This window comes from Pseudomonas sp. 14P5.3.2, from assembly GCF_057799175.1.
The window spans coordinates 22,284-34,568 of record NZ_JBYOKU010000009.1 but is presented as its reverse complement, the minus strand read 5'-3'; the positions used below and the strand labels follow the sequence as shown (position 1 = coordinate 34,568).

Below are 12,285 nucleotides of genomic sequence, written 5' to 3'. Positions count from 1 at the left end.
CCGATGACCGACGAATCGCCCTCCATCGACAAACTGCTGAAAAACCTCGATCACGCCATGTTCGCCGACCGTCACCGGCTGCGGCGGCAGTTGCTCGAGCTGCGCAAGAAGCCCGACGAGGCCAAGCTGGCCCAGTGGGTGGCGCGCATGCAGGCGTCCTGCGATCAGGTGCTGGCGCGCCGTGCCAGCCTGCCGGTGATTCGTTATGACGACAGCCTGCCGATTGCCGCCAAGCGCGACGAAATCAAGGCTGCGCTGGAGAAGCATCAGGTCCTGATCATCGCCGGCGAAACCGGCTCGGGTAAAACCACCCAGTTGCCGAAAATCTGCCTGGAAATCGGTCGCGGCCAGCATGGTCTGATCGGTCATACACAGCCGCGCCGAATCGCTGCGCGCAGTGTCGCCAGCCGGGTGGCCGAAGAACTCGGCACACCGCTGGGTTCGCTGGTCGGCTATCAGGTGCGCTTCGAAGATCAGAGCGATTCCAACACCCTGATCAAACTGATGACTGACGGCATCCTGCTGGCGGAAACCCAGAACGATCGCTACCTCGAGCGCTACGACACGATCATCGTCGACGAAGCCCACGAACGCAGCCTGAACATCGACTTCCTGCTCGGTTACCTGAAAACCCTGCTGCCGCGTCGCCCGGATCTGAAGGTCATCATCACCTCGGCAACCATCGATCTGGAGCGCTTCTCCAAGCATTTCGATGATGCGCCGATTGTCGAGGTGTCCGGGCGGACTTTCCCGGTGGACACCTGGTATCGCCCGCTGACCCTGGAGCAGGACGAAGAGGGCAACCGCGTCGAGGACGACCTGACCGTGGATCAGGCGATCCTCGCCACCCTCGACGAAATCGCCGCCTATGAGCGCAGCGAGCGCCGCAGCCCCGGCGATGTGCTGGTGTTCCTGCCCGGCGAGCGCGAGATTCGCGACGCCGCCGACATGCTGCGCAAAGCCCAACTCAAGCACACGGAAATCCTGCCGCTGTACGCGCGCCTGTCGCCGGCGGAGCAGCAGCGGATTTTCCAGTCGCATCCGGGGCGGCGCGTGGTGCTGGCAACCAACGTCGCCGAGACTTCGTTGACCGTGCCGGGCATCCGTTACGTGATCGACAGCGGCACCGCGCGCATCAGTCGCTACAGCTATCGCGCCAAGGTGCAGCGCCTGCCGATCGAAGCGATTTCCCAGGCCAGCGCCAATCAGCGTAAAGGTCGCTGCGGCCGGGTCGAGCCGGGGATCTGTGTGCGCCTATACAGCGAGGAAGATTTCCTCGGTCGCCCGGAATTCACCGATCCGGAAATTCTGCGTACCAACCTTGCCGCCGTGATCTTGCAGATGCTGCACCTGCGCCTCGGTGAGATCACCGCGTTCCCGTTCATCGAGCCGCCGGACGGCAAGGCGATCAGCGACGGTTTCAATCTGCTGCAAGAGCTTTCGGCGGTGGATCGCAACAGTCAACTGACCCCGCTCGGTCGCCAGTTGGCGCGCCTGCCGGTGGACCCGCGCATGGGCCGCATGCTGCTCGAAGCGGCGAAGCTCGGCAGCCTGCAGGAAGTGTTGATCGTCGCCAGTGCCATGTCGATTCAGGACCCGCGCGAGCGTCCGCCGGAGCGTCAGCAAGCAGCGGATCAGGCCCATGCACAATGGAAAGATCCCGATTCGGACTTCGCCGGACTGGTCAATCTGTGGCGTGGTTTTGAAGAGCAACGCCAAGCGCTGACCGCCAGCCCGCTGCGCAACTGGTGCCGGAAGAATTTCCTCAATTACCTGCGCCTGCGCGAGTGGCGTGATTCCCATCGCCAGTTGAGCCTGATCTGCCGCGACATGCAGTTGAGCCTCAACAAGGAACCGGCGGATTACCCGAAACTGCACAAAGCCGTGCTGGTCGGCCTGCTCAGCCAGATCGGCCAAAAAACCGAGGACGGCGATTACCTAGGCGCCCGTCAGCGGCGCTTCTGGATTCACCCGTCGTCGGGCATCGGCAAGAAGCGTCCGCAATGGCTGATGACCGCCGAACTGGTGGAAACCACCAAACTCTACGCGCGCATGGTCGCCAAGATCGACGCCGACTGGATCGAGCCGCTGGCCGGGCACCTGATCAAGAAAAATCACTTCGAACCGCACTGGGAGAAGAAGCGCGGCCAGGTCGTGGCCTACGAGCAGATCACCCTGTTCGGGCTGATCGTGGTCGGTCGCCGCCCGGTGCATTACGGCCCGGTGGACCCGGTGGTTTCGCGCGAGCTGTTTATCCGCGAAGGTCTGGTGCGTGGCGAGATTCAGTCGAAAGCCAAGTGCCTGACCGCCAACAAGCAGTTGCTCGAACAGCTCGACGAACTGGAAGCCAAGGCCCGGCGCCGCGATATTCTTGCCGACGAAGAAACCCTCTACGCGTTCTACGATGCGCGTTTGCCGGCGGAGATTCACCAGACCGCGACCTTCGACAGCTGGTATCGGGTCAACAGCCAGAAAGACCCGCAACTGCTGATCATGCGCGAAGAGGACGTGCTGGCCCGCGAGGCCACTGAAGTCACCGCGCGCGACTACCCGGACACGCTGCACATCGGCGATCTGGAACTGGCGCTCAGCTACCACTTCGAACCCAATCACCCGCGCGACGGCGTGACCCTGCGCGTGCCGGCACCGCTGCTGCCGATGCTGCCGCCGGAACGCCTGGAATGGCTGGTGCCGGGGCTGATCGAGGCCAAGTGCATTGCCCTGGTACGCAACCTGCCGAAAGCCTTGCGCAAGAACTTCGTGCCGGTGCCGGACTTCATCAAGGCGGCGTTGCAGCGCATGACCTTCGCTGAAGGTTCATTGCCGCAAGCGCTGGGTCGCGAACTGTTGCGCATGACTGGCGCGCGGGTCAGCGATGAGGCGTGGGCGGAAGCCGCGCAGCAGGTCGAAAGCCATCTGCGGATGAACCTGGAAATCGTCGACGGCCAGGGCAAGTTCCTTGGCGAGGGCCGCGATCTGGCCGAGCTCACCGCGCGTTTCGCCGAAGCCAGCCAGGCGGCTTTGGCGGTGCCGCAGAGTGCGAAAAGTCAGCAACCGGTGGAGGCCAAGGTATTTGCTCCGGTGGCGGAAAAGACCCAGCAGAAGATTGCCGGACTGTCGATGACGGTGTATCCGGCGCTGGTGGAAGAGGGCGGCACAGTCAAGGAAGGGCGCTTCTCGACCCCGGCCGAAGCCGAGTTCCAGCATCGCCGCGCCTTGCAGCGGCTGCTGCTGCAGCAACTGGCGGAACCGGCGAAGTTCCTGCGCAGCAAATTGCCGGGCATCACTGAGCTGGGCCTGCTCTATCGCGAGTTGGGCCGGGTCGATGCGCTGGTCGAAGACATTCTGCTGGCCAGCCTCGACAGCTGCATTCTGGAAGGCGAAGACCCGTTGCCCCGTGACGGCGCCGGGCTGGCGGCATTGGCCGAACGCAAGCGCGGCAGCTGGACCGAACACGCCGAGCGCGTGGCGCGGCTGACGCTGGAGATCCTCAAGCTGTGGCACGGTCTGCAAAAGCGCTTCAAGGGCAAGATCGATCTGGCTCAGGCCGTGGCGCTGAATGACATCAAGCAGCAAATCAGCAACTTGGTGTATCCGGGTTTCGTCCGGGAAACGCCGATGCAATGGCTCAAGGAGTTGCCGCGCTACCTGAAGGCGGTCGAGCAGCGTTTCGAGAAACTCGGTGCGCAGGTGCAGAAGGATCGAGTCTGGAGCGGCGAACTGGCCGGCCTCTGGACGCAATACCAGACCCGCGCCGCCAAGCATGCGCAGGAAGGCAAACGCGATCCGCAGCTGGAGCTCTACCGCTGGTGGCTGGAGGAATACCGGGTGTCGCTGTTCGCCCAGCAGTTGGGGACGAAAGCACCGATCTCGGACAAACGTCTGAGTAAGCAGTGGAGTCAGGTCGAGGCCTGATCCATAGCCTTGCACAATCCCTCTTGTGGGAGCTGGCTTTTGTGGAGAGGGGATTTATCCCCGATGGGCGGCGAAGCCGCCCCACAAGTGACCCTCTCAGTTCATCAGTTTTGATGAGTGTGCTGATTTGGCGACTGCTTCGCAGCCGATCGGGGATAAATCCCCTCGCCACACAGACAGACCCCACCTTGGAAGAAGCGTTGTGCTTGAGAAAGGCGCCAAAACCTTGGGTTTATGGCAAACTTCGCGACCATAAATGCCGTTTTCGCGACCCAGAGCCTTTGGCGAGTTCGCGGATCGGACTAAAAGATGCCAGGTCAGCGTCCCCGGACGGGAATAGACCCTTTGTGTGTTGGTACGTCGGTGCCAGCGCTTTCTGCCTGAACAGATTAGAGAAACGACCATGCATAACGTCGTCATCAGCGGCACCGGCCTGTACACCCCGGCCAACAGCATCTCCAACGAAGAGCTGGTGCAGTCTTTCAATACCTATGTTGCGCAGTTCAACGCCGACAACGCCGACGCCATCGCCAGCGGTGAAGTCCAGGCGCTGACCGAATCCAGTGCTGCATTCATCGAAAAAGCCTCGGGCATCAAGAGCCGCTTTGTCATGGACAAGGACGGCATCCTTGATCCTGCGCGCATGGCCCCACGCCTGCCGGAGCGTTCTAACGACGAATGGTCGGTCCTGTGCCAGATGGCTATCGGCGCCGCCGAACAGGCGCTGCAACGTGCCGGCAAGACCGCTGCCGACATCGACGGCGTGATCGTCGCCTGCTCCAATCTGCAACGCGCTTATCCGGCCATCGCCATCGAAGTCCAGGAAGCGCTGGGCATTCAGGGTTTCGGTTTCGACATGAACGTGGCCTGCTCCTCGGCGACCTTCGGCATCCAGGCCGCGGCCAACAGCGTGCAACTGGGCCAGGCCCGGGCGATCCTGATGGTCAACCCGGAAGTCTGCACCGGTCACCTGAACTTCCGTGACCGCGACAGCCACTTCATCTTCGGTGACGCCGCGACGGCGGTGATCATCGAGCGCGCTGACCTGGCGACGTCCAAACACCAGTTCGACGTGGTCAGCACCAAACTGCTGACCAAGTTCTCCAACAACATCCGCAACAACTTCGGCTTCCTCAACCGCGCGGCGGAAGAGGGCATCGGCGCCCGCGACAAGCTGTTCGTGCAGGAGGGCCGCAAGGTGTTCAAGGACGTCTGCCCGATGGTCGCCGAGCTGATCGGTGAGCACCTGGAGGAGAACAAACTCAACGTCGGCGACGTCAAGCGCTTCTGGCTGCACCAGGCCAACCTGAGCATGAACCACCTGATCGTGCGCAAGCTGCTGGGCCGTGAAGCCACCGAAGAAGAAGCGCCGGTTATTCTCGACACCTACGCCAACACCAGCTCTGCCGGGTCGGTGATTGCCTTCCACAAATATCAGGACGATCTGGCCAGCGGTTCGCTGGCGGTATTGAGCTCGTTCGGCGCCGGTTACTCGATCGGTAGCGTGATTCTGCGCAAGCGCTGAGTGCGCTTGAAAAGATCGCAGCCTGCGGCAGCTCCTACACTGATCTCTGTAGGAGCTGCCGCAGGCTGCGATCTTTTGCTTTCGACCATCTGAAAACGAGGCGTGCATGGCCGCAACCGACGACACCCAACTGCTCGAACGTCTGCTCGCGGGTGAGCAAAAAGCGTTCAAGGAACTGGTCAGCACCTACCAGAGCGCCATGCGCGCCGTGGCTTACGCGATTGTCGGTCAGCGCCATGTCGAAGAAGTGGTGCAGGACGCCTGGCTTTCGGTGGTGCGCCATATCGGCAGCTTCGAGGGTCGTTCCAGTCTCAAGACCTGGCTGCTGACCATCACCGCCAATTCCGCCAAAAGCCGTTACAAACAAAACCGCCGCGAAGTGTTGATGGATGATCTGCCGTCTCCCCACGGCACCATCGACGACGATCGCTTCTCTCCCGGTGACGGCCATTGGCTGGTGGCGCCATTCGCCTGGCATCAGGACACCCCGGAAGCCTTGCTCACCGAAAGCGAACTGCGTGATTGCCTGGAGCACACCCTGCTCAGCCTGTCGGAACTGCAAAGCAGCGTGTTGCTGTTGCGCGAACGTCAGGGGCTGGAACTGGAAGAGATCTGTAATCTTCTGGAGATCTCGCTCTCCAATGTCCGTGTGCTGCTGCATCGTGCGCGGCTGAAAGTCTTCGCCACGGTGGAGCATTTTGAGGAGACCGGCGAATGCTGACCTGCAAGGAACAAGTAGCGCGCTCCAGCGATTATCTCGATGGCCAGTTGAGCTTTCGCGAGAAACTGCTGGTGCGCCATCACCTGATGTTCTGCCCGAACTGTCGGCGGTTCATTCGTCAGATGCGTTTGATGCAGGCGACCCTGAAGGCGCTGCCGGAGAAGCCGCAAGAGGGTGTGGATGCGCTGGCCGAACGCCTGGCCGAGCAGCGCCGAAAAGATAGTCTTCTGTAGACGCTGAACCATTGTGGCGAGGGAGCTTGCTCCCGCTGGGTCGTGAAGCGGCCCTCGCTTTACTTAGAAGCAGAGGACTGCTTTGCAATTCGGCGGGAGCAAGCTCCCTCGCCACAGGTAAGATAAAAATAGCCAGGCGCGGGACGAAACGAACGGATGATGGGGATCGTCCCGCCCGCGTCAGGCTAGAGGGTGACGCGTTTTAGAACTTGGCTTCGGCATCCAGTTGCAGCGTATTGATATCGGAGTCGGTCTTCTTCAGGCTGGCGTTGGTGTAGTCCGAGTTGGCCATGAAGTAGGTGGCACCCAGGGTGAAGTTCTTGTCCAGCTCGTAGCTGACTTTCAGCTTGCTGCCGCGCGAACCGGTGTAGCCGTTGGCGAAGTCGGAGTCAGTGAAGGCACCGACCACCGCATTACGCTGCACGTCGCGGTAGTTGTAGTCGATCCCGAAGCCGTAAACCTTGGTCTTGACGCCGGCCAGCCAGCCAGTGTCCTGGTCGTTGCTGGCGTCTTTGTTGTTGACGTACTGACCGTAGATCGACAGCGGTACTGGCAGGTTGGCGATGTCCAGTTGACCAAAACCTTCATACAGTTTGAAGGTTTCGTTCGGGCTGTTGCCGTTGACGGCCAAGGCACATGGCGCAGTGACGGTGCCGGTGGTCGGGCAGGCGCTGTCCTTGTCATTGTCGTAGGAATAGAGGCTGCCGCCCAGGGTCAGTTTCAGGCTGTCGGTCAGTGCGAAGCGACCGCCCAACTGGCCAGCGTACAGACGCAGGTCGTGCTTGAACTGCACGCCTTCGCCGTCGACGTTGTCCTTGAGGGTGTAGTGGCCTGCGCTGCCGAACAGTTCGGTGCTGCCGTTCAGCGGATACTTGTAGGTGACGGCCAGACCTTCCGGGTTGATGTCGCTGTCCCAGATGATGTCGCCCATGCTGACCCACGGCTGGTTCATTTTACCGGCGATCAGGTGCAAGTTCTTGATCGCGTCAGGGTGATAGTCGACGTAACCCTGGTCGAGCCAGATCTGCTTCTTGTCGAAGTAGTTGTTCAGGTCCTGGTTGGTGGAGCGGGCGTCGTCGCTGCTGCCGGTGGCAATACGGATACCGGTGTCCACCTGCGGGTTGATTTCGGTGTAGGCACCCAGACGGGCACGAATGCGCTGACGGTCCTGGTCCTTGCTGTTCGGCACGCCGTCGTTCTTTACGGTCTCCTGACGGAAACGCACGTCACCCTTGAACTGGGTCTTGGCAGCCCAGGCAAGTTTCTGGTCGAAAGAGCTCAGTTCGTTGGTTTTCTTCGCGGTCGCCGCGATTTGCTCGTTGGTCTCTTGCTGCGCCTGCTGCGCGATTTGCTGAGCCTTCTGATCCTGGGCCAGTTCGGTTTGCAGTTCGAGGTACTGCGCCTGGGTGATGGAACCGTTAGCCTTGAGCATGTCGAGCAGTTTGGCGTCGACTGCGGCACTGGCCGGAACACTCATGGCCAGCAACAGGCCACCGCACAAGGCCGCCGCAGTTTTTGTGGAAGCAAGACGCATAGCAATCTCCGAAGATGAGAGGGGATGGCTGAACCATCCTGGGCACACCGACGCGCACGTCGGAAAACAGTGTCCGGGTAGAACCCGGCGCTCTAAAAACAGGAGCGAGTATCGCGATGGTTTATGACAGAGCAGTGGCTAAGTGATGTCATGTCGATGACGATACAAAGGTGTCGTGAACTATTGATCTAGAGCGCTGTCGTCCGAATGCTCGTGTGCAAAGGGCAGCGATAAGCGATACTCGCGCGGCTTTGATGCCTGGAAGTGGAGAGTCAGTTGATGCCGTTGCAACGCCTGCAAAGCCTGTCAGAAATCGCCCCTGCGACTTGGGATGCACTGGTGCCCGAGACCCAGCCGTTTCTGCGCCATGCCTTTCTCTCGGCGCTTGAAGACAGCGGCAGCGTTGGCCCGCACACGGGTTGGCAAGCCGAGCATCTGCTGCACGTTGAAGGCGGTCGGTTGATCGCCGCGTTACCCAGTTACCGCAAGTGGCATTCCTACGGCGAGTACGTGTTCGATCACGGTTGGGCCGATGCCTGCGCCCGGGCGGGCATCGATTACTACCCCAAACTGCTGACGGCGGTGCCGTTCAGTCCGGTCAGCGGCCCGAGACTGTTGGCGGCGAATGTCGAGGATGGATTCGAATTGCTCAAGAGCCTGCCGGGCTATCTGGAAATCGAAGAGCTTTCCAGCGCGCACATCAATTTCACCGACCCCTTCACCGACGCCGCCATGGCCGAGCAGCCGGGCTGGCTGCAGCGCATCGGCTGTCAGTATCACTGGCAGAATCGCGGTTACCGGGACTTCCAGGATTTTCTCGACGTGCTCAGTTCGCGCAAGCGCAAGCAGATGCGCAAGGAACGCGAACAGGTGGCGGGGCAGGGCTTCGAGTTCGAATGGTTGACGGGGCGCGAGCTGGACGAGTCGCAATGGGATTTTGTCTACGCCTGCTATGCCAACACTTACGCCGTGCGCCGCCAGGCGCCCTATCTGACGCGCGAGTTCTTCAGCCTGCTGGCCGCGCGGATGCCGGAGGCGATTCGGGTGGTCTTCGCCAGACAGGGTTCACGGCCGGTGGCAATGGCCTTCAGTCTGGTCGGGGGCGACAGCTTCTATGGGCGCTACTGGGGGTGTCTGGCCGAGTTTGACCGGCTGCATTTCGAGACGTGTTTCTATCAGGGCATGGATTATGCGATTGCCCACGGATACCAGCGTTTTGATGCCGGTGCGCAGGGCGAGCACAAGCTGATTCGCGGCTTTGAACCGGTGATCACTCATTCGTGGCACTACCTGCGCCATCCCGGATTGAAAGCGGCGGTGAAGGATTTCCTGCAGCAAGAGCGAGCGGGCGTCCTCGCCTATGCCGAAGAAGCAAAAACAGCCTTGCCCTACCGCCAAACCTAGATCCCCTGTAGGAGCTGCCGAAGGCTGCGATCTTTTGATCTGGTTTTTTGAACATCAAGATCAAAAGATCGCAGCCTTCGGCAGCTCCTACAAAGGGAGCTCAGGCATCCCTCAGGTTTCTTCTTTACCCAGCCAGCGATAGATTCCGCCGCCCACCACCGCACCTAGCAGTGGTGCTACCCAGAACATCCACAACTGCGCGATCGCCCAGCCGCCGACCATCAGCGCCGGGCCGGTGCTGCGCGCCGGGTTGACCGAGGTGTTGGTGACCGGGATCGAGATCAGGTGGATCAGCGTCAGGCCCAAACCGATGGCGATCGGTGCGAGGCCCGCCGGGGCGCGTTTGTCGGTGGCACCGAGGATGATGATCACGAACATTCCGGTCATCACCAGTTCGGTGACAAACCCGGCCGCCATCGAGTATTTGCCCGGTGAGTGCTCACCGTACCCGTTGGAGGCCAGGCCGGCGGCGATGTCAAAACCCTCCTTGCCACTGGCGATGTAGTAGAGCAGGGCAGCGGCGAGTATCCCGCCCACTACCTGGGCGATGATGTAGGCCGGCAGCTCCCTCGCCGGAAACCGCCCGCCGACCACCAACCCGACCGACACCGCAGGATTGAGGTGACAGCCACTGATGTGACCGATGGCGAACGCCATGGTCAGCACCGTCAGACCAAACGCCAGGGCCACCCCCAGCACTCCAATGCCCAACGGCGAAGACGCTGCAATGACCGCGCTGCCACAGCCACCCAGAACCAGCCAGAACGTACCCAACAACTCCGTGACTGAACGTTTGAACAGAGACATGAGAGAGTCCTTGATAGCCCATGCTATCGAGACTGTATTGCGTTGTGCTTCCCTGCAGATTTACGACAGGTTCCGTGCTGGAGCCTTGGCTGAGTACAGCAGGCTTTGGGTGGATTTCCAGCAGGCATGAAAAAACCGCCAGAGCCCGTGGTTAGAGGCCTGTGGCGGTTCTCGATGTATTGTGGGAGGGGGCTTGCTCCCGAATGCGGTGTGTCAGACAAATGTTCGGTACTGACACCCCGCTTTCGGGAGCAAGCCCCCTCCCACATTGGAGTTGTATTGATCCAATAATCAATCGATTCCGACAAACCCTCCGGTCTGGTGCGCCCACAACCGCGCATACAGGCCGCGATGCGCCAGCAGTTCGGCGTGGGTGCCGCTCTCGGCGATCTTGCCGTTTTCCAGCACCACCAGCCGATCCATACGGGCGATGGTCGAGAGGCGGTGAGCAATGGCAATCACGGTTTTGCCTTGCATCAGGGTTTCCAGGCTTTCCTGGATCGCCGCTTCCACTTCCGAGTCGAGTGCCGAGGTCGCTTCGTCCATGATCAGGATCGGCGCGTCCTTGAGCAACACCCGGGCAATCGCGATGCGCTGGCGCTGACCGCCGGACAGCTTCACCCCGCGCTCGCCGACGTGCGCATCGAAACCGGTGCGACCTTCAGCGTCCGACAGTAACGGAATGAACTCGTCGGCGCGGGCCTTGTGCACCGCGTCCCAGAGCTCGGCGTCGGTGGCGTCAGGCTTGCCATACAGCAAGTTGTCGCGGATCGAGCGGTGCAGCAGGGAGGTGTCCTGCGTGATCATGCCGATGCGTGCGCGCAGGCTTTCCTGGCCGACTTCGGCGATGTTCTGCCCATCGATCAGAATACGTCCGCCCTCGACGTCGTAGAGGCGCAGCAGCAGGTTGACCAAGGTCGATTTGCCGGCGCCGGACGGCCCGATCAAACCGATTTTCTCCCCCGGTTTGATGGTCAGGTTGAGGTCGCCGATGATGCCTTTCTTCTTGCCGTAGTGAAAATCCACATGCTCGAAACGCACTTCGCCACGGGCCACCGCCAGCGGTTTGGCCTGTTCGCGATCAGTGACGCTGACCGGTTGCGAGATGGTCTGCAGACCGTCCTGGACCATGCCGATGTTTTCGAAGATGCCGGTGACTACCCACATGATCCAGCCGGACATGTTGACGATGCGGATCACCAGACCGGTGGCCAGGGCAATCGCGCCGACGGTGATCAGCGACTGCGTCCACAGCCACAGCGCCAGCGCGGTGGTGCCGACGATCAGCAGGCCGTTCATGGTGGTGATCGCCACGTCCATGCTGGTCACCACGCGGCCGGCCATCTGCGCCTTGACCGTCTGTTCTTCGATGGCTTCCTTGGCGTAGTGCTGTTCGAAATTGGTGTGGGCGAACAGCTTCAGGGTGGCGATGTTGGTGTAGCCGTCGACGATCCGCCCCATCAGTTTCGAGCGCGCGTCGGAAGCTTCCACCGAACGCTCTTTCACCCGCGGCACGAAGTAATACAACGCGCCGATGTAGGCAGCGATCCACGTCAGCAGCGGGATCATCAGGCGCCAGTCGGCTTCGGCGAACAGCACCAGCGAACTGATCGCGTAGATCACTACATGCCACAGCGCATCCACCGCTTGCACCGCCGAATCGCGCAGCGAGTTGCCGGTCTGCATGATGCGCTGGGCGATACGCCCGGCGAAGTCGTTCTGGAAGAAATTCAGGCTCTGCTTGAGCACGTAACTGTGGTTCTGCCAGCGGATCATGCTGGTCATCCCCGGGCTCAGGGTCTGATGCACCAGCAGATCGTGCAGGCCGAAAAAGATCGGCCGCAGCACCAGCGCAACCACCACCATCCACGTCAGTTCGAGGGCGTGGTCGCTGAAGAAATTCGGGTTGGGCGTGCCCTGGGCGAGGTCGATGATGCGGCTCAGGTAGCTGAACAGCGCCACTTCGATCAACGCGGCAAACAGGCCAACCACCAGCAGAGCAGCGAAGCTCGGCCAGACTTGTTTCAGGTAGTAGGTATAGAAGGGCCAGACACGATCTGGAGGGGACGCCGTCGGAGCGTCGCGGAATATGTCGATCAGTTGTTCGAAACGGCGATAGAGCATCAGATAACCGCCCGGAAGCCGG

The 12,285-nt window shown here is 61.1% G+C and carries 8 protein-coding genes; 5 read left to right on the top strand and 3 right to left on the bottom strand.

The window, feature by feature from the left end; all coding sequences use genetic code 11:
* Positions 1–3: 3 nt before the first annotated feature.
* From hrpA to AC27VU_RS09410, 4 genes are all read left to right on the top strand, one after another.
* A complete protein-coding gene (gene hrpA / locus AC27VU_RS09425) occupies positions 4–3,915 on the top strand; it encodes an ATP-dependent RNA helicase HrpA (protein ID WP_488723921.1) in 3,912 nt (1,303 codons plus the stop codon).
* 403 nt (positions 3,916–4,318) lie between these two features.
* Entirely contained in the window at positions 4,319–5,440 is a 1,122-nt protein-coding gene (locus tag AC27VU_RS09420) for a beta-ketoacyl-ACP synthase III (RefSeq protein ID WP_210557876.1), read from the top strand.
* 106 nt (positions 5,441–5,546) lie between these two features.
* On the top strand, positions 5,547–6,161 hold the full coding sequence (locus tag AC27VU_RS09415) for an RNA polymerase sigma factor (protein WP_003222662.1): 615 nt from the start codon (positions 5,547–5,549) through the stop codon (positions 6,159–6,161).
* Positions 6,155–6,394 (top strand): anti-sigma factor family protein, encoded by a 240-nt coding sequence (locus AC27VU_RS09410; protein ID WP_003222664.1) that lies wholly within the window; start codon positions 6,155–6,157, stop codon positions 6,392–6,394. Before AC27VU_RS09415 ends, AC27VU_RS09410 begins: the two co-directional genes overlap by 7 nt.
* Before the next feature lie 202 nt (positions 6,395–6,596).
* On the opposite strand, the gene AC27VU_RS09405 is transcribed toward AC27VU_RS09410, so the two are convergent.
* Positions 6,597–7,928, bottom strand: a complete 1,332-nt coding sequence (locus AC27VU_RS09405) for a putative porin (protein ID WP_003222666.1) — start codon at positions 7,926–7,928, stop codon at positions 6,597–6,599.
* A gap of 279 nt (positions 7,929–8,207) precedes the next feature.
* On the opposite strand from AC27VU_RS09405, the gene AC27VU_RS09400 reads away from it, so the two are divergent.
* Positions 8,208–9,332 (top strand): GNAT family N-acetyltransferase, encoded by a 1,125-nt coding sequence (locus AC27VU_RS09400; RefSeq protein WP_488723920.1) that lies wholly within the window; start codon positions 8,208–8,210, stop codon positions 9,330–9,332.
* Positions 9,333–9,443: 111 nt separating this feature from the next.
* On the opposite strand, the gene aqpZ is transcribed toward AC27VU_RS09400, so the two are convergent.
* A complete protein-coding gene (aqpZ, locus tag AC27VU_RS09395) occupies positions 9,444–10,139 on the bottom strand; it encodes an aquaporin Z (protein WP_488723919.1) in 696 nt (231 codons plus the stop codon).
* Between the two features lie 291 nt (positions 10,140–10,430).
* On the bottom strand, positions 10,431–12,263 hold the full coding sequence (locus AC27VU_RS09390; protein ID WP_223007649.1) for an ABC transporter ATP-binding protein: 1,833 nt from the start codon (positions 12,261–12,263) through the stop codon (positions 10,431–10,433).
* Positions 12,264–12,285: the final 22 nt, after the last annotated feature.

What these genes read in the sequence shown, in the direction of transcription:
- hrpA (WP_488723921.1), top strand. Translation starts at nt 4, where the DNA reads ATGACCGACGAATCGCCCTCCATCGACAAACTGCTGAAAAACCTCGAT.
- AC27VU_RS09420 (WP_210557876.1), top strand. Translation starts at nt 4,319, where the DNA reads ATGCATAACGTCGTCATCAGCGGCACCGGCCTGTACACCCCGGCCAAC.
- AC27VU_RS09415 (WP_003222662.1), top strand. Translation starts at nt 5,547, where the DNA reads ATGGCCGCAACCGACGACACCCAACTGCTCGAACGTCTGCTCGCGGGT.
- AC27VU_RS09410 (WP_003222664.1), top strand. Translation starts at nt 6,155, where the DNA reads ATGCTGACCTGCAAGGAACAAGTAGCGCGCTCCAGCGATTATCTCGAT.
- AC27VU_RS09405 (WP_003222666.1), bottom strand. Translation starts at nt 7,928, where the DNA reads ATGCGTCTTGCTTCCACAAAAACTGCGGCGGCCTTGTGCGGTGGCCTG.
- AC27VU_RS09400 (WP_488723920.1), top strand. Translation starts at nt 8,208, where the DNA reads ATGCCGTTGCAACGCCTGCAAAGCCTGTCAGAAATCGCCCCTGCGACT.
- aqpZ (WP_488723919.1), bottom strand. Translation starts at nt 10,139, where the DNA reads ATGTCTCTGTTCAAACGTTCAGTCACGGAGTTGTTGGGTACGTTCTGG.
- AC27VU_RS09390 (WP_223007649.1), bottom strand. Translation starts at nt 12,263, where the DNA reads ATGCTCTATCGCCGTTTCGAACAACTGATCGACATATTCCGCGACGCT.